General features: G+C 57.8%; 30 protein-coding genes. 12 read left to right on the top strand and 18 right to left on the bottom strand.

The window, feature by feature from the left end; translation table 11 throughout:
* The first annotated feature begins 2 nt into the window (after window positions 1–2).
* Both RMR21_RS03780 and RMR21_RS03775 read left to right on the top strand, forming a co-directional pair.
* Window positions 3–872, top strand: a complete 870-nt coding sequence (locus RMR21_RS03780; protein WP_498669388.1) for an RNase A-like domain-containing protein — start codon at window positions 3–5, stop codon at window positions 870–872.
* An 83-nt stretch (window positions 873–955) separates the two neighbouring features.
* Window positions 956–1,213 carry a hypothetical protein gene (locus tag RMR21_RS03775; protein ID WP_498669387.1) on the top strand — a complete coding sequence of 86 codons (258 nt, stop codon included), beginning with the start codon at window positions 956–958 and terminating at the stop codon, window positions 1,211–1,213.
* 244 nt (window positions 1,214–1,457) lie between these two features.
* Here the strand turns inward: RMR21_RS03775 and RMR21_RS03770 are convergent, their stop codons facing one another.
* Together RMR21_RS03770 and RMR21_RS03765 are read right to left on the bottom strand one after the other, a co-directional pair.
* Window positions 1,458–1,943: an SMI1/KNR4 family protein gene (locus tag RMR21_RS03770; protein WP_498669386.1), complete on the bottom strand. Its 486-nt coding sequence runs from the start codon at window positions 1,941–1,943 to the stop codon at window positions 1,458–1,460.
* Window positions 1,944–1,984: 41 nt separating this feature from the next.
* Entirely contained in the window at window positions 1,985–2,281 is a 297-nt protein-coding gene (locus RMR21_RS03765) for a hypothetical protein (RefSeq protein WP_498669385.1), read from the bottom strand.
* 204 nt (window positions 2,282–2,485) lie between these two features.
* Between RMR21_RS03765 and RMR21_RS03760 the strand changes: the two genes are divergently transcribed.
* From RMR21_RS03760 to RMR21_RS03745, 4 genes are all read left to right on the top strand, one after another.
* On the top strand, window positions 2,486–2,917 hold the full coding sequence (locus tag RMR21_RS03760) for a DUF2231 domain-containing protein (protein WP_498669384.1): 432 nt from the start codon (window positions 2,486–2,488) through the stop codon (window positions 2,915–2,917).
* Complete coding sequence (locus RMR21_RS03755) at window positions 2,917–4,326, top strand: PQQ-dependent sugar dehydrogenase (RefSeq protein WP_498669383.1); 1,410 nt, start codon at window positions 2,917–2,919, stop codon at window positions 4,324–4,326. The genes RMR21_RS03760 and RMR21_RS03755 overlap by 1 nt, the downstream gene beginning before the upstream one ends.
* Before the next feature lie 205 nt (window positions 4,327–4,531).
* Entirely contained in the window at window positions 4,532–5,119 is a 588-nt protein-coding gene (locus RMR21_RS03750) for a DUF1214 domain-containing protein (protein ID WP_498669382.1), read from the top strand.
* On the top strand, window positions 5,112–5,660 hold the full coding sequence (locus RMR21_RS03745; RefSeq protein ID WP_498669381.1) for a DUF1254 domain-containing protein: 549 nt from the start codon (window positions 5,112–5,114) through the stop codon (window positions 5,658–5,660). Before RMR21_RS03750 ends, RMR21_RS03745 begins: the two co-directional genes overlap by 8 nt.
* 32 nt (window positions 5,661–5,692) lie before the next feature.
* Here the strand turns inward: RMR21_RS03745 and RMR21_RS03740 are convergent, their stop codons facing one another.
* Window positions 5,693–5,890 carry a hypothetical protein gene (locus tag RMR21_RS03740; RefSeq protein ID WP_498669379.1) on the bottom strand — a complete coding sequence of 66 codons (198 nt, stop codon included), beginning with the start codon at window positions 5,888–5,890 and terminating at the stop codon, window positions 5,693–5,695.
* 770 nt (window positions 5,891–6,660) lie between these two features.
* On the opposite strand from RMR21_RS03740, the gene RMR21_RS03735 reads away from it, so the two are divergent.
* Window positions 6,661–7,572 (top strand): DUF2336 domain-containing protein, encoded by a 912-nt coding sequence (locus tag RMR21_RS03735; protein ID WP_498669378.1) that lies wholly within the window; start codon window positions 6,661–6,663, stop codon window positions 7,570–7,572.
* Between the two features lie 40 nt (window positions 7,573–7,612).
* Here the strand turns inward: RMR21_RS03735 and RMR21_RS03730 are convergent, their stop codons facing one another.
* From RMR21_RS03730 to RMR21_RS03720, 3 genes are read right to left on the bottom strand one after another with little or no spacing between them, the layout of a single operon-like run.
* On the bottom strand, window positions 7,613–7,951 hold the full coding sequence (locus RMR21_RS03730) for a DUF1491 family protein (protein ID WP_498669377.1): 339 nt from the start codon (window positions 7,949–7,951) through the stop codon (window positions 7,613–7,615).
* A 12-nt stretch (window positions 7,952–7,963) separates the two neighbouring features.
* Complete coding sequence (locus tag RMR21_RS03725; RefSeq protein ID WP_498669376.1) at window positions 7,964–8,914, bottom strand: peptidoglycan-binding domain-containing protein; 951 nt, start codon at window positions 8,912–8,914, stop codon at window positions 7,964–7,966.
* On the bottom strand, window positions 8,886–10,469 hold the full coding sequence (locus tag RMR21_RS03720; protein ID WP_498670060.1) for a sensor histidine kinase: 1,584 nt from the start codon (window positions 10,467–10,469) through the stop codon (window positions 8,886–8,888). The genes RMR21_RS03725 and RMR21_RS03720 overlap by 29 nt, the downstream gene beginning before the upstream one ends.
* Before the next feature lie 438 nt (window positions 10,470–10,907).
* Between RMR21_RS03720 and RMR21_RS03715 the strand changes: the two genes are divergently transcribed.
* On the top strand, window positions 10,908–11,345 hold the full coding sequence (locus RMR21_RS03715) for a DUF5330 domain-containing protein (protein ID WP_498669375.1): 438 nt from the start codon (window positions 10,908–10,910) through the stop codon (window positions 11,343–11,345).
* Between the two features lie 202 nt (window positions 11,346–11,547).
* Complete coding sequence (locus RMR21_RS03710) at window positions 11,548–11,964, top strand: SufE family protein (protein WP_498669374.1); 417 nt, start codon at window positions 11,548–11,550, stop codon at window positions 11,962–11,964.
* On the opposite strand, the gene RMR21_RS03705 is transcribed toward RMR21_RS03710, so the two are convergent.
* The 10 genes from RMR21_RS03705 to RMR21_RS03660 form a co-directional block, all read right to left on the bottom strand.
* Window positions 11,961–12,788 carry a DUF6456 domain-containing protein gene (locus RMR21_RS03705; protein ID WP_498669371.1) on the bottom strand — a complete coding sequence of 276 codons (828 nt, stop codon included), beginning with the start codon at window positions 12,786–12,788 and terminating at the stop codon, window positions 11,961–11,963. The two genes, RMR21_RS03710 and RMR21_RS03705, sit on opposite strands and share 4 nt — an antisense overlap.
* Entirely contained in the window at window positions 12,781–13,197 is a 417-nt protein-coding gene (locus RMR21_RS03700; RefSeq protein WP_498669370.1) for a helix-turn-helix domain-containing protein, read from the bottom strand. Before RMR21_RS03700 ends, RMR21_RS03705 begins: the two co-directional genes overlap by 8 nt.
* A 214-nt stretch (window positions 13,198–13,411) precedes the next feature.
* On the bottom strand, window positions 13,412–13,840 hold the full coding sequence (locus RMR21_RS03695; RefSeq protein WP_174152412.1) for a Ros/MucR family transcriptional regulator: 429 nt from the start codon (window positions 13,838–13,840) through the stop codon (window positions 13,412–13,414).
* Between the two features lie 411 nt (window positions 13,841–14,251).
* Window positions 14,252–14,593 (bottom strand): monovalent cation/H(+) antiporter subunit G, encoded by a 342-nt coding sequence (gene mnhG, locus RMR21_RS03690; RefSeq protein ID WP_498669369.1) that lies wholly within the window; start codon window positions 14,591–14,593, stop codon window positions 14,252–14,254.
* Window positions 14,590–14,979, bottom strand: coding sequence for a cation:proton antiporter (locus RMR21_RS03685; RefSeq protein WP_498669368.1), 390 nt, complete (start codon window positions 14,977–14,979; stop codon window positions 14,590–14,592). The genes mnhG and RMR21_RS03685 overlap by 4 nt, the downstream gene beginning before the upstream one ends.
* On the bottom strand, window positions 14,976–15,455 hold the full coding sequence (locus RMR21_RS03680; RefSeq protein ID WP_498669367.1) for a Na+/H+ antiporter subunit E: 480 nt from the start codon (window positions 15,453–15,455) through the stop codon (window positions 14,976–14,978). The genes RMR21_RS03685 and RMR21_RS03680 overlap by 4 nt, the downstream gene beginning before the upstream one ends.
* A complete protein-coding gene (locus RMR21_RS03675) occupies window positions 15,452–17,014 on the bottom strand; it encodes a Na+/H+ antiporter subunit D (RefSeq protein ID WP_498669366.1) in 1,563 nt (520 codons plus the stop codon). Before RMR21_RS03675 ends, RMR21_RS03680 begins: the two co-directional genes overlap by 4 nt.
* An 18-nt stretch (window positions 17,015–17,032) precedes the next feature.
* Window positions 17,033–17,410 carry a Na+/H+ antiporter subunit C gene (locus RMR21_RS03670; RefSeq protein ID WP_498669365.1) on the bottom strand — a complete coding sequence of 126 codons (378 nt, stop codon included), beginning with the start codon at window positions 17,408–17,410 and terminating at the stop codon, window positions 17,033–17,035.
* Window positions 17,410–17,829 (bottom strand): Na(+)/H(+) antiporter subunit B, encoded by a 420-nt coding sequence (locus RMR21_RS03665; protein WP_498669364.1) that lies wholly within the window; start codon window positions 17,827–17,829, stop codon window positions 17,410–17,412. Before RMR21_RS03665 ends, RMR21_RS03670 begins: the two co-directional genes overlap by 1 nt.
* Window positions 17,826–20,177 (bottom strand): putative monovalent cation/H+ antiporter subunit A, encoded by a 2,352-nt coding sequence (locus RMR21_RS03660; RefSeq protein WP_498669363.1) that lies wholly within the window; start codon window positions 20,175–20,177, stop codon window positions 17,826–17,828. Before RMR21_RS03660 ends, RMR21_RS03665 begins: the two co-directional genes overlap by 4 nt.
* Window positions 20,178–20,366: 189 nt before the next feature.
* Between RMR21_RS03660 and msrB the strand changes: the two genes are divergently transcribed.
* Window positions 20,367–20,777, top strand: a complete 411-nt coding sequence (msrB, locus tag RMR21_RS03655; protein WP_498669362.1) for a peptide-methionine (R)-S-oxide reductase MsrB — start codon at window positions 20,367–20,369, stop codon at window positions 20,775–20,777.
* 121 nt (window positions 20,778–20,898) lie between these two features.
* Here the strand turns inward: msrB and RMR21_RS03650 are convergent, their stop codons facing one another.
* A complete protein-coding gene (locus tag RMR21_RS03650; protein WP_498669361.1) occupies window positions 20,899–21,402 on the bottom strand; it encodes a GNAT family N-acetyltransferase in 504 nt (167 codons plus the stop codon).
* Window positions 21,403–21,472: 70 nt separating this feature from the next.
* Window positions 21,473–22,141, bottom strand: coding sequence for a PAQR family membrane homeostasis protein TrhA (trhA, locus tag RMR21_RS03645; protein WP_498669360.1), 669 nt, complete (start codon window positions 22,139–22,141; stop codon window positions 21,473–21,475).
* Window positions 22,142–22,427: 286 nt separating this feature from the next.
* Here trhA and RMR21_RS03640 point away from each other — a divergent pair, with 286 nt between their 5' ends.
* Both RMR21_RS03640 and RMR21_RS03635 read left to right on the top strand, forming a co-directional pair.
* The gene (locus RMR21_RS03640; RefSeq protein ID WP_498669359.1) at window positions 22,428–23,687 is read left to right on the top strand and encodes a glycosyltransferase; all 1,260 of its coding nucleotides are present in this window, start codon (window positions 22,428–22,430) and stop codon (window positions 23,685–23,687) included.
* A 149-nt stretch (window positions 23,688–23,836) separates the two neighbouring features.
* Entirely contained in the window at window positions 23,837–24,697 is an 861-nt protein-coding gene (locus RMR21_RS03635; RefSeq protein WP_498669358.1) for a VOC family protein, read from the top strand.
* Window positions 24,698–24,759 lie beyond the last annotated feature (62 nt).

Raw genomic sequence — 24,759 nt, 5'->3', positions numbered from 1 at the left:
CAATGGCTTTAGAAGATCAGAGTGCATACGCTTCCGAAGAAGGCGTGGTCATCGCCCTCTCGGCCGTCCAACTTGCTGCAGTGCTGGAAGGCGAGACTGTCGAGCAGAGCGGTACGGTTGGAAATCGCGTAATTGGCGCGTTGCGGCTTCTAGGATGCGCCGCAGAAGGTGTTACCGCTGGGGCATTGCTGGTTACTCCAGAACCGACGACACTGACGAAGATCGGTGGTGGAGCACTGGCGCTTCACGCTGCCGACCAGTGCACGACCGGTGGGCGCCAACTCTGGACGGGGCGTGACGAACGGTCCATCACGGAAAGAACCACGTCCAAACTGGCCAGAAGTCTGGGCGCAAGTCCGGCAACCGCAGACAACCTTGGCATGGCCATGGATTTTGTAGTGCCGATTGGCGGCGCCATGATGGCAGGTGCGGTGCGAGCCGCCGCCATCCGTTCCGGCCGCATCTCACTGATGCAGCACGAGGCGCAGGCGGGCAGTCGTTTAGGAGGACATACGATTGCCAGGCACGTCGGCAAAGACGAGGCGTTTCTGCGGCAACGGATCGCGGACACGGCTGCTGGGCGCAGACCACCGGCGGCGATCTCATCTTTCAGCAATCTTCGCGTGGCAGAAGACCAAATCTCTCGAGCCCTTCGCGTCAATCAAGCGCGGATTGCACAATGGTCGAAATCTGCTGCCCCGGGAACAACGATCAGACCGCCCCTCGATTTCGAGGCCGGGCAAATTATCGGACATGGCGTCGTCAGGTCGTCGGGAGACCTGATGCAAATGACGAGAATGCGTGTACTTCTGAAAAAAGAGACCTACAACGGAATGACCCATTACATTCTAACCGCCTTCCCCATTCCCTGACCATAAAGCAAATGACGATAAGCAAAGAAGATTTTCCCGCTCTTTCCGGCCTTATCACTGGCTGTCTCCATCAAGACATGGACATGGAATACGACACGGTACCGCAAGCGCTCGCAGGATATGCCCGCTTTACCGAAGCTGATGAAAAACAAAAGCTGTTTGATGACATGAAGACCTTCCTCGAACGATATCACAACGATCTCGAAGGCGAGTTTTCCAGACGGTATTGGTTTGATTTTACACCCGACATTATAGGCCAGACCGTGCCGGAATTTTTTGACATGCTCAGAACGATCTTGAATGATCCAGAGAGTTACGTGCGTTTCGAACCAAGCAATTAATTCCGAAAATCTGCGCGCGTTCTGGCAGACCGCGGTCGCAATGCTGAGCTCACCCAAACGATTTGCTGCGGCTCGCCTTTCGCCGCTGATCCTGCCTGCATTTGGCCTCGCAGCTCTCTAAGCAAGATTACGTCTATGAGCATAATCGCATGAGATGCCAATTGCCACAAACATTCTCATGGATTGAAAACTCATCGTCGTGTGATAGCAAAGGAGTTGCATTGTCGTTCTGGCAGGAAGACCTTCAGTCATCCTCTACGCTGAGATCAGCGACGAATTGGGTGAAGCTTGCAGAATACTGCTTAATGAGGCCATATTCCTCCGCTTCTTCAAGGGGCTCCGGTTCTCCCTCGTAAGCGACCATTTCGTGGTCCAGCATGAAGATTTGACCAAATCTTTCCTTCGTCAGGGACAACATGATGGAGTTTCCACCACTGTCATTGCCTATGCAAAGAAGGCCTGCTGGCAGAGGATAAGCACTGGGCTTGGCGAATTCCGCCTCGACTTCCCTCAGAGAGTTCATATGCCGCAGGAGCAAGTCGCGTTCTTTCGCGTCGAGATAGGATACTGGCGGTTCGAAGATCAAGCCGCCACCGGACATGCCGAGGAACGAGCGATAGTCCTCAGGCAATTTCGTGCGCAGTTTCTCCTCAAACGCCAGCAGTTTCTCCTCCGTCGCTCTCTCATCGCCCTTGTTTTCGATGACTGCGGCAAACTCGGCAGGTGTCATGATTTTTTCCTTCCTATTCTACGGCTTGGGCATCTGCGGTTCTAAACCGGGGGACCCGCCCGCTGCGCTATGGCCCCGAGGATGCCCATCAGCGCCAGTGTGAATGCGATGTAGTTCAGTTTGGTGGCGGAGAAGGATTTCAGTTTTTCTCGGCCGCGAATGGCGCGGATTGCATAGTAGATGATAACATGCGCGATGAAGAAAAATGCGAGCGGGCCGAAAGCGATCTCGCCCAATGCTTCGCCCCAGTTTCCAACGCCAGCCATTTGCGCGGCATGGGATGCATTGAGCACAGCTGAAACGGTCAGCAGCAGAACGATACATATGGTCAGATGCATGAAATATCTCTCCAAATCTAGGAAACATCAACTCAAGGGTGTCTTAATTGTCGCATAATTGGATGGTCGCCGTCACCTTTGTCACAATCCCGCTGCAACCAAATCACCGCACCAACCGTTCAGCCTCGTACAAAAACGTCCTCGCGACCAAAGCACCTCTGTGAGGAACAGGACGTCCATATCGACACAGGTTGGAGACAGTTTATGAGCGATGTGACTGGCAGAGAGGCCTCTGCTTATCCCTTTCAATCTCTTTTCGTGCCGTTTCCGTTCGTCTGTTTCTCAATGGTGCTGGGGACTGACATCGCCTATTGGCAGACCGCCAATTTGTTGTGGCTGAATTTCTCGGCTTGGTTGCTGTTTGGCGGGCTGGTGTTCGGTGGGCTGGCTTTGCTGGCCGGGTTTATCGATCTGTTCCGGGTGCGCACGCGGCCGATGCGGCCTTCCCTGTTTTCGATCGTGCTTTTTATCGGCATGCTGGTACTGGCACTGCTGAACAGTCTCGTGCATGCCGGTGACGGCTGGACGGCGGTGGTACCTTACGGGCTGCTGATCTCGACCATTACATTCGTCGTGGCGCTGACGACCGTGGCTGCGTCTTCCCGCAAATATGCACGACTGGCCTGGAGAGTATGATGATCGCGCGCCGCCTCATTCACACGGCTGCCCTGATGGGCAGTGTCGCCGTTCTCCTGTCCGCCTGCAACGAGCAAGACCGGAACTTCGATCTGTCTCAACAGATTGGAGCAGATCCGGTCCTTCCGGTACCATCGACCAACCTTCTGCCTGACCTCAAGGTGGCAGAAGTCGTCGGTTGGAAGGACGGCGAGACGCCGACGGTGCCGGAGGGTCTGAAAGTGACCCTTTACCAGAAGGACCTCGCCAACCCACGTACCGTGCACACGCTGCCGAATGGCGACGTACTGGTCGTACAGTCCCGAGGACCGAAAGGACAATCCCCGTCGCGTCCCAAGGATATCATCCGTGGCTGGATCATGGCCATTTCCCATGGCGACACGCGTCCGCAGAAGGAAAGCAATCTCATCACGTTGCTGCGCGATACCAACCGCGACGGTACCGTTGATGAACGCCATGATCTGCTGACGAAGCTGGATTCGCCCTTCGGCGTCGCCTTTGCCGACAATACGCTCTACGTCGCCACCGCGAGCGACATCCTCGCCTATCCCTACCAGCTTGGGCAGAACGAAATCACCGCCGAACCGAAGCTGCTGACGCCGCTTCCCGGCGGGCCAATCAACCACCACTGGACAAAGGATCTGGCACTGAGCCCGGACGGCAAGTTCCTGTATGCCTCCGTCGGCTCCAATTCCAACATCGTTGAAAATGGCCTGGAGGCGGAAAAGAACCGCGCGGCGATCTTGCAGGTCGACCGGCAGACAGGTGCGTTCAAGCTATTTGCATCCGGCCTTCGCAATCCCAACGGCCTTGCCTTCAACCCCGAGAGCAAGGAGCTGTGGGCCGTCATCAACGAACGCGACGAGCTGGGACCGAACCTCGTTCCCGACTATATGACATCGGTCAAGGAAAACGGGTTCTACGGCTGGCCGTGGAGCTATTATGGCAACCATGTGGATGCCCGTGTCTACCCGCCCCGCCCTGATATCGTCGCGACCGCCATCAAGCCGGACTACGCACTTTCAAGTCATGTGGCGGCACTCGGCCTCACCTTCACGCTCAACTCCGCCATGCCTGCGGCCTATGCAAACGGCGCCTTTATCGGCGAGCATGGCAGCTGGAACCGCAACGCCTTCAACGGCTACCGGGTGACCTATGTGCCGTTTGAGAACGGCAAGCCATCGGGCAAGACGCAGGACGTCGTGACCGGCTTCATTCAGGGAGACAACGCCAGAGGCCGTCCCGTCGGCGTCGGCATCGATGGCACCGGTGCTTTGCTGGTGGCGGATGATGCGGGCAATTCGGTCTGGCGTGTGGCGGCAGCCGATGGTTCGGTGACACCCGCCCCGATTGCCACCGACGATGTATCAGGCGGCAGTGCGCAAGCGATGGCAACACCTGCCAACTAAGATGCGGCAATGGCCAGCTCAAACGTCGCTGGCCATTGCCTTTTACTTCAGTTCAGGCGGAATTTTTTAAAAAACACGTGAATGTGCCAACGTCCATCGCGCATCACCAACATCCTCAAGAGAAAAGCAGAACTGCTTCCTTCTCCCCATTTCCCCAAACCGGAATCAGTGCTAACCCTCAGCTGTTCCAAAACGGGAAAACAGCGTGTTCCGAGTTCCATTTCTTGTTGCAATCTCGCTTCTGGTCGCCTTCGGGGGCGGAATTTTATCCACACTTGCGGCGCTGGAAGCCACAGACGGTTTCGGCTCCATCAAGATCGGAGCGTGGGATGCCTTTCCCGAAGCGCAGACGATCGAGGCCGATCCTTACGCCAAGTCGCATAGGTCCGATGCGGGCAAGCTGCTGTACGGAACCGCCGAAGGTCTGAGCTTTACCGCCGCCACTGATAGCGATGGCCAGCGCCTGACCGGTCAGTGCCGGTATCGTTTGACCGGCAACGTGCCCCCTTCCCGCTTCTGGACGCTCTATGCAGCCGACCAGCAGGGCAATCTTCTGGATGACGGTTCAGGTCGGCCTTTCGCCCTCAATTCCCGCACGCTTCTGCATGGGCCGGATGGCGGCATGGACATCAGCGTGGCCGCCAGCGCCCAGACCTACAATTGGCTTTCGGTGCCCCAGGGCAGCAATTTCAAGCTGGTTCTGACGTTGCTCGATACGCCGGTGGCGGGCAGCACCGGGCTCATCGACATCAAGATGCCGGATATCCGCAAGGCAGGATGCGGCAATGCTTAAGGTTATCTTCGCTGTTTTCGTCGGGCTTGTGGGTGCAGCCGTCCTGCACTTGATCATTTTGCTGTCGACACCGCATTTTTCCAACCGCGATGCCTATACACGTGCGGTTGCCGAAGGGGCGTCCAATCTGTTTCATCTGCTGGATGACAGCCGTGAGAAGACGGAGCTTGGCAGCGGCGATCCCTTCATGCGGGTGGCCGTCTGCACCTTCGACATCACGGACAAACCCATGCGTCTTGAGGCGTTCGGGGCTGTGCCCTTCTGGTCTGTGGCTATTTTCGATAGCGCGTCCAATGAAATCTTCAGCATGAATGATCGCACGTCTGCCGATGGCGAGCTGGATATTCTGGTCGCCAATCAGGTGCAGCTGGCCGCCATTCGCAAGTCACAGCCTGCAGCTCTGTCGCAGTCCATTCTGGTGGAAGCAGCCCAGAGCAAGGGCTATGCGGTGCTGCGCACCATGGTGCCGCAGCAAAGCTTCGTGGAAGAGGCGACGCGGTTTCTGAGCGAGGCAAAGTGCGCCGCAGCGCCCTGGCAGTAGACCGCCTTCACGCTGCACGATCTTTGAGAAGCCTATCGGGCATCCTTGATGGCGACAACCTTGCGTTTGCGCGGTTTCTTCTGCGCATCCATCTTGATGTCGATGATGGGGCGCTCATAGCGCACGCCGGTAAAGAACAGAAGTTGCGCAGGTCCGCCTGCGGTGCTCTCCGGTAGCGGCGGTCGGCTCAGTCGGCGCGTGGCCGCATAAAACGAGATAATGTCTGCCATAATCTTCTCCCTTCAGGGGCATGACGATTGATTTTGATTAGAGTGCGCGGATCTTGCGAACGCGCGGGAATGCCATCACCACAAACATTGTGCATATCCAGTCCACAGACTGGCATGGGAGACGTATGCGTGAGAACGGGGCTTATGCCTGCCGCCTCACCTGCCAGATATCGCACCCTATGGAATGCGCCGAATCTCTGGCCGCTTCAGGCATTAAAAACACGCAAAGATTAACCGATCGTTAATCCTAATATTCTCAGGCCGGCACAGAATTCATTACAATTTGATCTGTTGCATAAACCATTCATTGAGACTGCGTTCACAGTCCTGTGAACACAGTTCTCGATCTGTCCTTAAAAGCATTTGAAAAAATTGACGAATTTCAAGCCTTCAGGAAATTACGGGTTAATTTTCCACCATGCCGTGTTTGACGCATGTCGTTGGCGTCATGTCTAACGCGCTGAGCCGCCATGATGTCGGTCAGGGGCTCGTCGTTCCATGTCACACACAGCGGCGACGAGTTCCCGCTAGCGCGTCTCAACGCGATATCCCGGCATTGCCTTGTTTCTCATTTCAAAAACAAATTCTTAAAATTCGTTGTGAATAAGCCCAAAAAACCGCTTTGCCCGCTGGCTGGTTAACAGGGCGTCAACACGTTTGATCTAATTTGATCATAGTGTTTTGTTTTGCGTCTGTTGGGTATTGCGTTGACCGACCGGTTTCGAGAATTAGAAAGGCCAAGGGCCGAGAGGAAGAAAGACGTGGTGCTGATGGCCACTGTATCGAGTTTTGAAGGTCTTTCTCATCCATCCAGGTCAGAACTCCGCCAGTTTGCGGAACTGTTTCTGCCGCTGTTTTCCGCCTCCACACCGGAGGCGAAGCGGGAGGCGATTGCGGCCCTGTCTCAAAACCCGAACGTGCCGTCGGCCGTCGCCTTCTTCATCGCCAGCCAGCCGATTGCGCTATCTGCGCCATTCCTTGTCTCGTCCAAATGTCTGGACGACGATACGCTGATTACCATTGCCCGCACGCAAGGCGGCGCCCATGCGCGCACCATCGTGCGTCGCGACGACCTATCCCCTACCGTCATCGACGCGCTGGTCGGCCTTCGGCATTCGCGCCCGCCAGTTCGCGCTGGCGTGGATGATGCGGAGATGGCAACACCGGACCTGTCTCTGTTCACCCAAAAGACGATTGCCGACCGCGAAGAGGATTTGCGCCGCCAGTTGCGCACCATGGCACGACAGCTCAGCCGTCCGCTCGGTGACAATCTGGGACGTCGCCGCCTGACCGATGTGCAGGAAGCCCTGCTTATTCGCTTCGCCCGCGCCCGCGATGCCCGCCAGTTCTCCCGTGCCCTGTCAGACTCGCTCGCAGCCAGCCACTGGTTGTCAGAACGGCTGATCCTCGATATTTCCGGCCAGCAATTGGCAACAACGATGGTCGGCCTCGGCATGGAATTCGTCGATGCAGCCTTTGTGCTGGAAAGCTTCTACCCGCACCTGAAGGTTCGCGATGGCGATATGACGCGCGCGGAAGTGATGATTGACAGCCTCGATGCCGCCCAGTGCGAAGACCGCATCGAACGCTGGCGTCGTGCGGATAGTTATGCGGCCGAACCCAACAGGGAGAGCGTGGACATGCACGACGATGCACGCGAGCGGCTGGTGGTGAAACGGTAGTGTTCAAAGGCTGACGGAAGTTCGAACGGGACAGCCCTGATCAGACAATCTCCAGCAGCCCCTCCACACTCTCGGTCTCCAGTTCCAGAACCCAGAGATCGCTGTCGAAACGGCGTTCCTTCTCCAGCAATGCCTCGACGTCCTGTGCCTCGGCGCCCGATAATCGTTGTTCGAAGCGGCGTTGCGACCCTGCCTCTTCGTCATCGGAAAAGCTTTGGGGTGCGGGAGCGTAGAGGTTTTCCAGACCGCTGCGAAGACGCTGGCGGATGAAGATGGCCCCGGCGGCGTCTGCCCCCTTGCGTTCCACGGCCGCAAAATCCCCTGCCGAAAAGACACGGCGAATGAGGGCGGAAACGAACATCTCGGATTTAAGGCGCATGCTCACTCGATATCACAGCGCGCCGATGGATTTCAGCTTTTTCAGCACCGCCTCGCTGGGCTCCCCGGTTTCGGGCAGACGGTAGTGCTTTTCAAAGTTCCTGATAGCCGTGCGGGTCTGTTCGCCCGGAAGGCCATCCACCTTCACATCCGCATAGGCGATGTTGACCAGGCCCTGCTGGATTTTCGCCACCAGATCCTTTTGCGCGGGCTTGGGCGTATTGACTGAGGTCAGCGATACGGACTGCGGCTTTGGCTGTTGAGACTCGGCGTTGCGAATGGCGGCGGCGACCGGATCGATGGCAACGCCGCCGGAATTCGGCTCTGCCGGGCGATCCTTCGGCAGGGCCTTGGGAATGGCGGCAACGGTGGTTGCGCTGTCGATCTTCATGGCCGAGAGAACACGGCTCGTGGGTTCGCCCGTCGGCTCCATGCCGACGGTTTCCTCGAAGAAGAGAATGGCCGCTGTCGTGCGTGGACCCGGCATACCGTCTGCCGGGCCTTCATACAGGCCGCGGCGGGCAAGTTCGCGCTGGATTTCGGCCACGAGTTCCGATGGCTGGTGCGGGGTGGCTTGCGGCTCCGACTGTGTGATGACCGATGCCACGTCGGCAGGTTGGGTGGCCGGAGCGGATGGCGCCTGCGGCGCATCGCCCGGTCGCTCTATGCGGAATGTTGTGACATTGCCGTTTTCGCCAAGTCCCGAGGCGACGCGGTAACCGGGGATGCCATTGGGATTTTCCTCATCGCGCGTCCGCAGGAAGGGCGATGGATGATTACCCGGTTGGTACCACAGCGCATTCGCGGCCACAAAGCCGAACACCACCAGAAAGGCGGCGCTGCCGCCCACCAGTCTGGGATGCCGCAGGATTTGTTGCCCCACGGCGAGTGCTGCCACAGAAACGAAACCGGGCTCTTTGCGAGCCGGTGTTTTCCTAGGCGATTTTCGCTTTGGCGCGGCCATCCGCAACGTCCTCCTTCATCATCTTGCTCGTGCCCGCAACCTGTGGCTTGAGACGTGGCGGAAACTCCACCGGACCACTGGTATCGTCACGGTCCGAACCTTCGACGTAGCCCGAGCCATCGGCTGGCAGAAGGATCGTGACCACGGTGCCTTCACCGGCACGGCTGGAAATCGCAAAGCTGCCACCGTGCAGCTCCACCAGCCCCTTGACCAAAGCCAGACCCAGACCCGTCCCCTCATAGCGGCGGGTAAATTCATTCTGCACCTGCATGAAGGGCTGACCCAGAAACTCGATCTTGTCGGCAGCGATGCCGATGCCCGTATCGCTGACGGTGAGCTTCAAGGTGCGGCCTTCCAGCGATGCATCCATGGAGACCACACCACCCGATTCGGTAAACTTGATGGCATTGTTCGCGAGATTGATCAGAACCTGCTGGATGGCGCGTTGGTCGGCGACCACCTCACCGATGTCGCGCTGGACACGACTGGTCAGCGTCAGGCCCTTCTGCTTGGCCTGAAGACCCAGCATGCCTTCACACGTGGCGATGGCGTCGGTAATGCGGAATGGCTCCATGATGAGCTCGTAGCGACCCGCCTCCAGCTTGCTCATATCCAGCATGGTGTTGACCACCGACAGGAGGTGCGCGCCGGACTGACGGATCAGCGACACATATTCGCGCTGACGATCATTTTCCAGCTTGCCGAAATATTCGCCAGCCAGAATATCGGAAAAACCAAGCACGGCATTGAGCGGCGTGCGCAGTTCGTGGCTGACAGCAGCCAGAAACCGCGACTTGGCGTCGTTGGCCTGTTCGGCCTCGGTCGCCTTGCGCACCACTTCCTTGCGCAGAATTTCCTTTTCGGTGATATCGCGCATCTGACCGACAACGCCGATCAGCCTGCCATTGCGATCCCGCTCCGCGGTCATGTCGATGCGGGCGTAAAGAAACTGGCTCTGGCGAACGCCAATGGCATTTTCGAAGCGCAGATCGGCAACCGCGTTCTCCTGACCCTGGCGCAGCGTATCGAAAGCCTGCATCAGCCCGATGCGATCCGACACATGCACCAGTTCGGCGAAGACATGGCCGGTGCAGTTCTGGAAATGGGCCGGAAATTGCCTGAGATCGCGACCCGAGACACCTTTGACGATGGCGTGCTCATCGAAGAACACCATCAGGCCGGGCATATGTGTGGTCGACACCATGTTCTTGCCTGCGGGTGCGACAACGACCTCTTTCATCTGCGGCCTGCGAAGCGCAAGCACGCATGCGGCGGCGGCAAGGAAGATGGCGACGACTGTCGCCACGCCCAGAGGCAGCGCGACGGAAACAGGGACGGCAAAGCAGAAAACCAGCGGGACGACGAAGAGCGCGGCAAGGCCCGAGGCCACCAGCCTGCGCAAGGCATGCACCGTCGCGCCCCGCACGCTTGCATCTTCTTCCATGCGCGAAAGCCACATGCCGGTGGCATGATCGATCAACGCAATCGCTTTTTCCGTTATGTTACGCAATACCTGAACACCGAATTCCAAATGGGCGAAAGAGCCCTTAACCATGGCTGACAATAGAGGGGCGCGGCTTAAGGAAAGGCTAAAAGGGACCCCTTCTCCCCCGCTTAAAGCCCTGGGGAATCCCATTTCGGCGCATTTGCGCAAGACTTTGCGTTTCATGGTTAATGGCAGGTAAGCGAAGGATTTCGTTATATTTTTCGAATTATGTTAATCTTTGTGGCACGCACTCGGCACCCGATCCCCTGTATTTGTTGGCGCCCGCCGCAATTATGCTTAACATGAGACGTTAAAACTTGAACGAAATGCGCGATGTCGTTCAGCGACGGAACAAATAGCTACAATTTGAATTAAATCCCGACGTTTTTCGCAAATGGCTGTTGGTCTGTTGGGGATAGGGTGTTTGCAAGCCCGAAACGAAGCAAACGGAACAGGGCAAATACGGATGACCCGAAAAGGGCGGCGTTTTAACAGGGTAGTTTCGCTATGTGGTTTTTGATCAAGTCGTCGATCTTCTTTTCGCTGGTTCTGGTGGCGCTGTCCTATTTTGGCGGTTCCAACGACAGCACTTCGCAGACCTCGCAAATGAATGTCGCCGGCGCCGTATCGGCTGCCAGCGAAGCCTACCGCTATGTCAGCGCCATCTGCATCGAAAAGCCCGACGTCTGCGTCAAGGGCGCTGAAACATTCCACGTCCTGGGTGAAAGAGCCCGCGAAGGCGCAAAGGTTGCCTATCAGCTGATCGACGCCCAGCTTGCCGACAACGAGCCTGCAACCAAAATTGCCGACGCCGCACCCGTCAAACCCGCAGTGACCATGCCTGCCGAGACAATCAACGTGGCCCAGCAAAGCGACGACATCAAAACCGGCACCATCAAATCGCAGCCTTACGTGCCCCTGCCCCAGCGCCGCCCGGCACCTTGAGCCGCAACGACAGCATCACACATTCGCGATACATCACTATCGCAAACCCGCTTGCGGCCCATCTTTGGGCCGCCTGACTGCCCGACTTGCCAAGCCCTGCGCGAATTTGCTTCGTCGCAGGGCTTTTTTTCGTGCCGATAGCGGTTCAATTCGACCGAGGTTTCACCTATATGCTGGCTTAGACACAATGGATGACGGATCAATGGCTTCTCTCGACAAGATCATGGACGACTTTGAGTTCCTCGACGATTGGGAGGATCGCTACCGCTATGTGATCGAACTCGGCAAGGCACTGCCCGATCTGGCAGACGAGAAGAAGACAGCCGACAACAAGGTGCAAGGCTGCGCCAGCCAGGTCTGGCTCGTCAGCCACAGCGATGGTGCGGCCGATCCGGTGTTGACCTTCGAAGGCGATTCCGACGCACACATCGTGCGCGGCCTGGTCGCCATCGTCATGGCCGTCTATTCCGGCAAAAAAGCATCGGATATCGCCAAGCTCGACGCCATAGACGTCTTTGGCAAGATCGGTCTTGTCGAACACCTCTCCTCCCAGCGCGCCAACGGCCTACGCTCGATGATCAACCGCATCCGTGCCGAGGCGCAGGTGCTGGCGGCTTAATCGCAAACAACCGGTCGATATCCATCTGCACCCCAGTGGTGACTGTCCCGTTTGCGAGCGGATGGCTGGGGTGGGGCGTAGTGGCGGGACAGGGCGAGCAAGGCTGTTCGCAGCATGAGTTTGGCCGAACGGACCGGCCATTGGCGTTCGCGCTCCACCAGTTCCAGGCCCTTTTCGAAACAGCAGACATCGATGGCGACGCCGGAGAGTTCCGGGCCCATGGCGTCTGCGGCTTTTGAGACGCGCAGGCGCGCGGCCATGGCCGTGTCGCTGAGATCCTGTGCGCCGTTGGTTTGTCCTTTGACGCGCTTTGCCAGACGCGGCTCCCATGATGCGGTGATGCGCGGGCTCAAATGGCCGCGATGGAAATCTCTCGCCAGCCTTTCGCCTGCGTCGAGCGCCTCTGCGGCAAAGAAGGCCTGTCCGTCACGGTCCTTCAGACGCGCCAGCGCCATGAGGGGTGCGGACAATTCGTTTCGTCGCACGCTCTGCCGGGCGCCATCAACCTCCACCGAGACGACTTCCGACTGGCGATGCTGCTCTTGAAAAATCTCGTCGCGTTCCTTGACCATGGCGCGCTTGAGATAGGCGCTGGCGGTGCTTTCGCAGGTGAGGTTTCCGTCCTGCCAGCGCAACAACCCCATCGAAACGGCCTTGTCGAGCGCAGAACCTGCAATCATCAAAGGCTGCGGCGCAGTGTCGATGGCAATATCGAAGACACCGTTGACGTCAGTCACGCGGGCGGTGCTGCGACCGATGAATTTCAGCAGCCGGACAATAGCTTGATCCGGTTTGTTCTGCGCTTTACTCGCTTTCTCAGTCATGGGCATCTGCCTCCAACAGGGCGACGAGGGATTTACACCTCTCCTCAACAGCCGTCACGAATGCGTCGAAGCCGGGATCGTCGCGGCGATCTTCCACATGCTGGCATGTGAGGCCGACTGTGGAGCGATCGCGCCCGAAGCACACAGCTACTTCCGGCAGCGGCAGGGAGAGAACGACATGGCAGACATAGATCGATATTTGCCGGATATGCGACATGGCATGCCTGCGGTCCCGCCGAACAGTGTCGCGTTCGACAATCTCGGCAAACATATTGCAGGTGATCTGGCGCACCTGTTGGCAGGCCTGACGTTGTGCTGCGGTTACGCTTGGCAATGGCAGGTTTTGCATAATGGTCGGGCGATAAGGGCCTGAAGGCTCGGGCCGATGGGGCAATGCTGTCAGTGACATGATGCAACTCCTCACAAAATAGGAATTAATTCATACATCATGAAAAACAAGCTTACAATCGTGGAAATAAACGCTGTGCCATAAGCGTTTGAAATCAATCGCAACTATTTCAGCTCACATAGAAAAAGGACTATTTTCTTATGTCTTGCTGCGCTCCACGCACAAAAAAGCCGGCCACTCGGACCGGCTTTTCATATTTTCTAAATTGCAGGTATCAACGTGCGGACTTGCGACGCTGGCCAAGGCCCATTTCCTTGGCGAGGCGCGAACGCGCTTCTGCATAGGCCGGAGCCACCATCGGGTAATCCATCGGCAAGTCCCACTTTTCGCGGTATTCTTCCGGGGTGATGCTATGATGAGTCGTCAAATGCCGCTTGAGCGACTTGAACGAACCGCCACATTCCAGGCAGATGATCTGATCATCCTGAACCGATTTGCGCACAGACACCGCAGGCTTCTGCTTTTCGACGTTGACCGCGGCCACGACCGGGGTCGAGGTGCCACTGAGGGCTGTATGTACGTCTGAAATGAGGCCTGGAAGCTCCGTGACCGGAACGACGTGGTGGCTAACATAGGCAGCAACGATATCTGCCGTCAGTTCGACAAGCAAATCCTGAGCGCCGCCATATGTAGTTTCCGTCATCTATATCTCTCCTATTCGTGTCTTCAAAGGCAAAGGCTCATCGGCCTTTCGCCCTTCAAGTGAAGTTAACCCCGGACGGTCGATTTGCGTTCGAAGGGAGCCTCCTGGCAAGCTTTCCAAGCCGGACAAGACTTCTTTCAGCAACTGCAAAAATCGAAATAAATATCCGGATATTCTCCAGCGGAGATAGTTTAGCCATCAATAAAATGTCTAACCGGACTAACGATATCGCAGGACGCAAATCAACATCATCTACTTTACCTACCGTGGATAACACCAAACCAAAAAAAGTCCAATTATTATTTTGGACTATTTCAGAAGAAATCGCACTTGTTTCATCTACTAGAAATCATAGATGATAAAGTTAAAATATGCTCAAAACTCGAATACGACAATAGTCTAGCAAACAGATCAACTCAACTTAAGGTCTGCTTTACGCTGATCTATTACGGTTGTAGAAGACAGTCGATAACCAACCTGATGCGCAGCTTTGGCAAGCAAATGTGCGGATACTGGGGCAGTCAGAACAACAAAGAGAAACCCGGCGAGGCAGCGGGCAAAAACAGCAACCTCCAGTGAATTGATGCCAACGCCAAGAAGAAGAAGTCCAGAGCCGACAGTACCGGCCTTGGAGGCAGCATGCATGCGAGTATAGAGGTCTGGAAGACGGTTGATACCGATGGCCGCGATGAGGGAAAACGTTGCTCCGCACAGCAAAAGCAGACTGACGAGGGTGGCGAGGAACCAGCTCATTTTTTTGCTCCTTTCACGTTTTTCCGCTTGGGTTTTCTGGGCGTACCTGAAGATGATGCGGGCAACACATCCGTTCCATCCAGGATCTGTTTCGCCCTTTGGCCCTCTTCCGGTCGGCGCGACAGAATGAAACGCGCGAATGCAACCGTTGCAAGAAAGCCGACAAGACACAGGGCGATGGCGATATCAACATAAAGGTCGAAGCCAGTGCGAATGGCGATGACCGCGATAAAGCCGATGGCGATACCGACCAGCGTATCCAGCGCGATGATTCTGTCCGGCAGGGTCGGCCCCACCACCACCCGGTAGACCGCCAGAAGAAAGGCCAAGGACAGAATGATGGAAGCACCAAGGGTGGAGAGGGATATCAGGGCGTCAGGGGTCATTTGCGAAACGCCTCGATGATCTTGCGCTCGAAACCATCGGCAATCGACTTTTTCGTGGCCTCCACGTCGCTACAATCCAGCGCATGGATGTAGAGAATAGAACGGTCGTCCGAGACATCGACGGAGAGCGTGCCGGGGGTGAGCGTGATGAGATTGGCGAGAAGCGTGATCTCGAAATCGCTCTTCACCGCCAATGGATAGGCAAATATTCCGGGCGTCAGCACCAGCTTCGGTTTGGCGACCGTTTTCGCCACCGTCCAGGCCGACAGTGCCAGTTCCTTCAGAAACAAGAGAACCAGCGACAGGATCGTAGGGATGCGTGCCCAATGGGTTTCGCTTGCACTGAGCTGGTGGCGAACGATGCCGATGGACAGGGCGGCGATCCCCATGCCGAACAGAAGATTGGGGACCGTATAGCTGCCGGACATAGCCAGCCAGACGAGGGTGAACAGCAGACCCAGAACGACATGTCTCATCTTGCGGCTCCCTGTGGAAAGACGGAGCGAATATAGGCGGTCGGATCGGCAAGACCGTCTGCTGCCTGCTGGCTGAGTTTCATTACCTGTTCGGGAAACAGACCGACGCCGATGACGAGCAGGGTCAGCGCCACAACGGGTCCGAGGCTGGGCGGATTGGCAACGGTTGCGACCGTCTTCATGCCGGGCGGTGACGGACGCCAGAAGCACACAAGGAAGATGCGAGCAAAAGTGATGGTGCACAGAAAGCCTGACACGAGAATGGATGCTGCCAGCCACCACGCGCCGATATCGATGGCGGATTTGGTCAGCATGGCCTTGGGCCAGAAGCCGGAGAAGGGCGGCAGTCCGGAGCCTGCGAAAAACAGCGCCAGTGCCATGCCCGAAAACCAGGGCGCTCTGGTGTAGAGGCCGCTGAGATCCGACATCGTCCAGGCACCGCCGATGCGAGCCGCATGGCCGATGGTCAGATACAGTGCGGTCATGACGACGACGGAATTCAGCGCATAAAAGACGACGCCTCCCACCGCAGAGGGTGAGCCGATGGCAACGCCCGCGAGCATGGTGCCGATACCGGAAACGACGATATAGCCCATCATGCGTCTCAGATCATTCTGCGCCAGCGCGCCCATGGCGCCGAGGATCATGGTTAGAGCCGCCACGATGGCGATAACCAAGCTCAGTTCATCCCGTTGCACCGGAAACAGCATGATCATAACGCGCAGCAGTGCGTAGATGCCGACCTTGGTCAGCAGTCCCCCGAACAGTGCCGACACGACGATCTTGGGCGTATGATAGGATGCAGGCAGCCAGAAATTGACCGGAAAGGCCGCAGCCTTCATGGCGAAAGCCAGGGTGAACAGCGCCGCCAGCGTCATCAAGGGCGCTTCGCTGCCCGCCGTCGTCACACGCGTGGCGATATCGGCCATGTTGAGCGTGCCGAAGATGGCGTAGAGATAGCCGACAGCGATCAGAAACAGCGTTGTGCCGATAAGATTGAGCACCGCATATTTCAGCGCGCCATCGATCTGTTCCTTCGTCGAGCCCAGGACGATCAGGCCGAAGGAGGAGACGAGAAGAACTTCGAACCAGACATAGAGATTGAAGATATCGCCGGTCAGGAATGCGCCACTGACACCTGCCATGAGCAGCATGAGAAACGGGTAGAAGCCGTAGCGGCGTCCAGCCTCGTCCATATCCGCATTGGCATGGACGGCGCAGGCAAGGGCTGCGATGGCACCCGCCAATGCGAGGGACGCGCCCGTCACATCGGCGGTGAAGGCAATGCCGAAAGGCGGCAGCCAACGACCCATGACCATGGTGAAGGGACCATCCACCACCACCTTCCACAGCAGCGCAGCGTCGATCACCACCAGCAGGAACAGGCCTGAAATGGCGATTGAAGCGTGAAGGCGCGTGGCGTGGCGCACCATCATCAGGATGGCACCGACACTGATGCACAGCGCCACGGGCAGGATAATCAGCCAGTCGGCAAGCGGTGTTGCCTGCATGACGAGGGCTGTGGACAAATCGATGGGGGGAGAACCGGAAGCGGCCATGTGTGTCTTGTCCGTTTCTCAATAGCCGAGCGGCGGAAGGGGTTCACGCGCCGGTTCTGCAGCACGCATTTCATTGGTGTCGTCGGTCTTCAACGCCTGAAACGCCCGCCAGACCAGTACGGCCAGAAAGCAGAAAAAGCAGAAGGAGATGACGATGGCCGTGAGGATGAGCGCTTGCGGCAACGGGTTTGCCGTCGTAGCCGCCAGCACATCCTCGCCCGCCCCGATGATGGGGGGCACCTCGCGTGTCAGCCTGCCTGCGGTAAACAGCAGGAGATTGACGGCATTGCCGAGGATGGCGATGCCAAGCAGCAGGCGCACACTGTGGCGCGACAACATGAGGTAGATCGCGGCGGAAAAGAAAATGCCGACGAGACCGGAAAAGATTGCTTCCATCAGTCACGCTCCCTTTCTTCCAAGGCCAGTGCTATCGCCGTGAAGCCGCCGACCACGACGAGATACACGCCGATATCAAAGGAGATGACGGTGGCGAGCGGCACTTCCACGCCCGCAAGGCTGGGATAGATCCACAGTCCGGTCATGAAGGGAACGCCAACAAAGACCGACACCATGCCCGACAGCGTGGCGAGCAACAGACCGAAACCGGCAATCGACAGCGGGTGAAAGACGATGGCGCGACGCACGGTTTCCACGCCGAAAGCGATGCCATAGACCGCAAGCGCCGACACGGCGATCAACCCACCAATAAAGCCGCCACCCGGTTCGTTGTGGCCGCGCAGCAGCACGAAGATGGAAAACAGCAGCATGAGGCTGGTGATGACAGGCGCGACGGTACGGAAGATCAATGTGTTCATGCCCTGCCCGCCTTATCTGCACCCGTCGTCGGCTTAGATCGGATACGGATGAGTGCCAGAATGGCAAGACCGGTGATCATGACAACGGCGATTTCACCCAGCGTATCGGTACCTCGAAAATCCACGATGATGACGTTCACCACGTTGTTTCCGTGGGCGATGACCTTGGAATAGGCACCGAAGAATTCGCTGAGGCTGGCATTGAATGGCTGTTGCGTTGCCTTGAGCAACATGAGCGCAAAGCCCGTGCCGCAGGCCAGCGCGATCGTGCCATCCAGCACTTTCTGGCCTTTGCCACGGTGATCGGATGGCCAAAGGCGCAACCGGGTCATGACCAGCGTGAAGATCACGACCGACAGCGTTTCCACCATGAACTGCGTGAACGACAGATCCGGCGCACCGAACAGCAGAAACAGCACAGCGACAGCAAAGCCCTGAATGCCGAGCGCGACGATGGCCGTCAGGCGGCTGGCCGCCGTCAGCACCGCGATCAGGCCGATCATGGCGATGGCGATGAAGGTGAGTTCGTGAAACTGGATATCGGACGGCCAGGCGGGCATGGACGGCAACTCGCCATAGGCGAAGATAGGCACCAGCAAAACGAGCGCGATCATGGCGAAGGTGGCGGTGACGTAAAATTCCAGTCTGCCCGGCTGGACCATGCGCGTGACGAAGAAGGACAGCTTGACCACCCCGGACATGACGCGATCAAACGCTCTGTCTGGCCCCGGGCCGGCCGCATCGAATGCACGGACCATCAGCCCGCGTGCCAGCGTCAATTTCGTATAGATCATGACGCCAAGCGCCACTGTGAACAAAGAAAGCGCCAGCGGTACACCGACATGCGGCAACAGCGACATTTCCACCGGGCGCGCCTCGCCTGCGATGGCCGTCGCCATGGGCGTCGAAACAACGGCGTGAAACGCACTTGAAAACACGGCTGCCAAAAGTCCGCAGAGCGCCAGAACGGTTGGACCAAGCCACAGCAGGATCGGGCCCTCATGGGCATGTTTCGGCGTGCTCTTTGGCTTGCCGACAAAGGGTTTAAGCGCCACCGCGAAAGCGACGGCCAGCATCAGCGCATTTCCAATGATGGCGATGCCCGTGAAAAGAATGGCACGGGGATTGGCTTGCGCCAGCGCGTAATAGATTTCTTCCTTGGCCAGAAAACCGATGAACGGCGGCAGGCCTGCCATGGAAACGGCCGCTGCCAGGGCGGCGATAAAGGTGATGGGCATGGCTTTGCGCAAACCGCCAAGCTTCGTCACGTCCCGCGTTCCCGCTTCATGATCGATAATGCCTGCGACCATGAACAGCGCGCCCTTGAACAGCGAATGCGCCACAAGATACAACACCGCTGCCTCGATGGCGTGCTCCGTTCCAAAACCCGTCAGCATGACCAGAAGGCCGAGCGATGACACGGTGGTATAGGCCAGCATCAGCTTTAGATCGGTCTGGCGGGTGGCGAGAAATGCGCCTGTTAGCATCGTCAGCCCGCCGAAGAAGGGCAAGAGGATCTCCCAGGCCGCCGTGTCGCCCATGACGGGGTTAAGCCGCATCAAGAGATAGACGCCCGCCTTGACCATGGTGGCGGAGTGCAGATAGGCCGAAACCGGCGTGGGCGCTTCCATGGCGTTGGGTAGCCAGAAGTGAAACGGAAACTGCGCCGACTTGGTGAAGGCGCCACCCAGAACCAACAGCAGTGTGGCGAAATAAAACGGGCTCTGACGCAACACGTCGTCGCCGTGCACCAGCAAGGAAAGCTGCGTCGTGCCGCTGATGTTCCAGATGAAGATAATGCCTGCCAGAAGGGCGAGCCCGCCACCCCCGGTGACCACCAGCGCCTGCAAGGCTGCGCGCCGGGATGCCTCGCGGCGGTGATCGAAGCCGATCAGCAGGAAGGAAGTGATCGAGGTGAGTTCCCAATAGACGAACAGCATCATCAAGCTATCCGACACCACCACGCCCAGCATCGCGCCCATGAACAGCAGAAGAAAGGCCAGGAACCGACCCTGCTGCGGATCGCCTTTCATATAACCGCCCGCATAGAGCACGATGAGCGTGCCGATGCCGGTGATGAGAAGGGCAAAGGTGAGCGACAGACCGTCGATGAACCAGGAAAAGCTGAGATTGAAGCTCGGCACCCAGACATAACCGCCGGTAACGATCTCGCCCGCTGCGACTTCCGGAATGAAACCAAGGAAATGGACGAAGGCCGCTGCGGGCGCGAGCGCCAGGAGCCAGACGGCATTATGGCCCAACCTGCGAACGACAAACGGCGCGCACAATGCCACGATGAAAGGCAAGAAAAGCACGGCGAATGTCAGCAGCGGGATATGTCCAATCATTTCGTCTCCCCAGCCCTGCCGATGTCTCCGGCCCCGTTTTGTTATCTCTCAATTAGGGCATGGCGACATGCGCCTCAACTGTTTTCGGTCGCGGAGGGGGTCACAACGTCTTTATCCCCGGTTAAAGCCGTCTCCTCTTTTAACCTTCGCACCGACGCACTATCTTGGGACAAACGAAAGGATCTCCTCATGAGCGATCTCACATCACCCAAAATCACCAAATCGGACGCCCAGTGGCGTGAAGAGCTGACGGCGGACCAGTACCGTATCCTGCGCGAACACGGCACGGAGCGTCCCTTCACCGGACCCTACTGGAACAGCACCGAAAAAGGCCTCTACCGCTGCGCCGCCTGCGACGAGCCGCTGTTTGTCTCCGACACGAAATTCGATGCGGGCTGCGGCTGGCCCAGCTATTTCGAACCGGTCAAACCGGATGCCGTCATCGAACTGCGCGACACGGCCTTCGGCATGGTGCGCACGGAAATCCGCTGTGCCAACTGCGACGGACACCTGGGCCACGTCTTCCCGGACGGGCCCCCCCCAACCGGCCTACGCTACTGCATCAACGGCCACTCGATGGTCTTCGAACCACAGGATTGAACGGGATTTCTATGACGAGAAAGGCCACGTTGCTTTTTGGGTAACGTGGCCTTTTGCTATCAAACTTCGTGTTATTCGACCACGCCCGCAGCATACCGCGCGCGTTTCGGCGCCAAAGACGCTACGCCTCTGGAAGCTTGAGTTCCATGCAGGTCAGGTCCAGCCAGCGACCGAATTTGGTGCCGACCTCGGAAAATCTGCCTGCAACGCGGAAGCCGAGCGCTTCGTGGAGGCGGATGGAGGCGGTGTTTTCGGCTTCGATGGCACCGATGAGCACGTGGACGTCGTTGGCTTTGGCGTGGTCGATCAAGCCCTGCATCAAGAGTTTGCCGATGCCGGAGCCGCGCGCGTCCTTATGGACATAGACCGAATGCTCGCGGGTGTGGCGGTAGCCATCGAATGCCCGCCAGTCGCCGTAGGATGCGTAACCCGCAACCGCGCCGTCCTTGATGGCGACGATCACAGGAAAGCCACGGTCCTTGCGGGCCTTGAACCATTCCTGGCGGTTTTCAAGATCGACCAGAATGTCGTTCCAGATCGCGGTCGTGTTCACGACCGCGTCATTGTAAATATCCATGATGGCGGGGAGGTCGTCGAGGGTGGCGTCGCGTAGGTCTGTGGTCATGCTGAATATATCCGCTGCAAATCACTGTTTGCGGACACCATAAAGCAAGAGTTGAAACGGTGAAGCGATTTTACGTGGCGACGGGGGCCAGACTGAAACTTGTCATGACAGCCGTGTAATGCACCGCTGCGGCGACCACGACGAAGCCGTGCCAGATGGCGTTCTGGAACCGCAGGCGCTCCCACACGTGGAAAATCACGCCCATGGAATAGATGATGCCGCCGATGACGATCAGCCAGAGGCTGAGCGGCGGCAGATGGTAGGACAGGCGATCGGCGACCATCACGCCGCTCCAGCCCATACCGAGGTAGAGAAGGATCGTCAGCTTGTCGAACCGACCGGGGAAAAAGCATTTCAGCAGGATGCCGGAAATGGCGGCTGCCCAGATACCGGCAAGCGTCAATGCGATCAACGGATCTTCGATGCCGCGCTGAAGGATCGGCGTGTAGGTCGCGGCGATCAGAATGAAAATGCCGGAATGATCCAGCCTTCGCAGATACCATTTCACGTTGGAATGCGGCCAGATGTTATAGGTGAACGAAATGGACAGGCACAAAACGAGCCCCAGCGCATAGATCCAGACGGCTGCGATAGCACTGAGGCTATCCCATAACGTGACATAGAAAATCAGCGCCGTTGCACCAATCAGCGCAAACACAATGCCGACACCATGCACGATGCCATCTGCAACGATTTCGTGGAGGTCGTAGCGGCGTCCAAAGCGCCAAGTCTCACTCATGGTTCTTTCCCGTAAAGTCCTGCATCCAACCATGCAGACAATATGCGACGGGAACAAGACCAGCGGCCAAAAACACGATCACTTTGCATTCCGCAGCGCCGAAAATGTTGAGATCTTCCCGTACCGCGCTCCGCATGAGAGGGCGTGCACGGCGAAAATCTGCCTCTTTTGCGCGCAGATCCGCCACGGTCGTCGGGGTAACTGAAAGGGTGATTTTCTGGGATTGTGCTTCCTCCAATCCTGTTTTCTTATGACGACTTAAAACATTTTTTTAAAAGGTCATTTCATGCGGATCGTTATTTTCACTGTTGGAACAGAGGGGGACGTGCGCCCTCTCGTGGCACTGGGTGCCGGGCTGAAACAGGCTGGCCATGATGTCCGCATCGCCTCCGATCCCTCCTGCGCCAGCCTGATCACTGCTCATGGGTTGGAATATGCACCGCTTTCGGGGGATTTTCTGGAGTGGATGCGCAAGAACGAGGGTCTACAACGGAAAGGCCTCGGCACATTTGCCATGGTGAAGGCCTTCAAGACCAAGCTTCGAGATATTGCAACCTTCTGGCCCGAGCAGGGCCTGGCAGCCGCAGACGGGGCCGATCTGCTGATCGGCAACGGCATCGTCTATCTGCTGGCCGAGGCGCTCGGGCAGAAACTTCAGCTGCCGGTCGTCGAAACGCAGTTGGTTCCGACGCTTCCCTCGCACAACCCGCCTTTGATGCCTCTGCCGAACTGGGCCTATGATTTGCCCCCGGCCGTCAATCATCTGCTTGGGCGCTTCATGCGCAAAACGGTATGGAGCGTGTACAGGCCTGCCTATAACGAGGTGGTGAGGCCGAAACTTGGCCTTCAACCTTATGGCCGACGCGGACCCTATCATGGGCCGCAGACGAAGCGATTGAGCCTTTTCGGCTTCAGCCCGATGATGGTGGAGCCTAGCCGCAACTGGCCCGAAACGGTGAAGGTGACAGGCCCCTGGTCTCTGGAAGAGGCGCAATCCTTCACACCTTCGGAAGAACTCTCCGCTTTTCTGGACGCAGGTCCGCCGCCGGTCTATGTCGGCTTCGGCAGCATGTTCAACCACGATGCACAAGCCTTCACCGCGCTCGTTCGCCAAGCGGTAAAGACGTCGGGAAAGCGTCTTCTGCTGGCCAGCGGATGGGGCGGCCTGCAGGAAGAGGCCGGTGGGCAGGACGATGTCATGACAATCGATCGCGCACCGCACGACTGGCTTTTCCCGCGCATGGCGCTTGCGGTTCACCACGGCGGCGCAGGCACGACCAATGCCGCTTGCCGCGCTGGCATTCCCTCCGTCGTCATCCCGGTCTTCGGCGATCAGCCCTTCTGGGCATCGCGCCTTCGCAAGCTCGGCGTTGCGGGCCACACGCCACCGCGCGAAGCGCTGACCGCACAGGCCTTGAGCCACGCCATTCTGGAAGCCGACAGCCCCGAACGGCACCAGGCTGCAAAGGCGCTGGGGGAAAAGCTGCGTGCGGAAAACGGGGTAGCCAACGCCATCAGCGCCTTGGAACAGGCAAGGCTGATCTGATGCGCGCCGAGAAAGATGATGGACGGGTTCCATCGTCAACAAATATTGCACACTCATTCGCCGAATACGCATCTTTTCTGAACGACTGAGATCGCGCACATTCACACCAACAGCCGCTGCGCGGCGCACAAGATTGGAGTGCATGAAACATGACGCGTGAAAAACAATTTGCCCTGACACGGCCCGCCTATGTCGGCCAAGCCCATCTCGGGGTCCTCGATCTGGACAAGGTATCCGATTTCTACCAGAAGATCATCGGTCTCTCGGTCATCGAGCAGAGCCCCAGCGGACATGTCCTGGGTGTGAACGGTCAGCCATTGCTGACATTGACGACCTCTAAAGGCGCTACACAGGCACCCGGCAACGCGGCTGGCCTTTTTCACACCGCATTTCTGCTGCCGAGCCGCAGCGATCTGGCCCTGTGGCTGACGCATGTCGCACACAGCAATGTCCAGCTTCAGGGCGCTTCCGACCATCTGGTCAGCGAGGCGATCTATCTAGCCGACCCCGAGGGCAACGGCATCGAGGTTTACCGCGACCGTGCACCGGACGAATGGGACTACAAACCCGATGGCACCGTTGCCATGGCGACGGAGCGGCTGGACCTGCAGGCGCTTTACGACAGCGCGCCAAAAGCAACATTTGCCAAGGCGGCAGAGGGCACGGCCATCGGCCACATCCACCTGCAGGTGGGCGATATTCCGCAAGCCGACGCGTTCTATCAGGATGTGCTGGGACTGAAGATCATGGCCCGCTACCCCGGTGCGAGCTTCTTCGGCTCCGGTGCCTACCATCATCATGTCGCGGCCAATATCTGGAACAGCCGTGGCGCACAGGCCAGGACCGAAACCATGACGGGCCTCTCCGGCTATTCGCTGAAATTCAACGAAAAGGCATCGCTCGATCGTGCGATTGCCGCCCTCGACCGAATGGAGATTGCGACCGAACGTCAGAGCGATGGCATTGCTCTCAGAGACCCCTGGGGTATCGGCCTTAAGCTGTCTGCCTAATCTGATGCAACCTTAAATCTTGCCCCTGCGGGAACTGCAATATAAGCAATGCGTTATAGGGT

It is taken from the genome of Agrobacterium sp. rho-8.1, assembly GCF_033957725.1.
Lineage (GTDB): Bacteria > Pseudomonadota > Alphaproteobacteria > Rhizobiales > Rhizobiaceae > Agrobacterium.
This window is presented reverse-complemented; position numbering and strand designations above follow the sequence as displayed.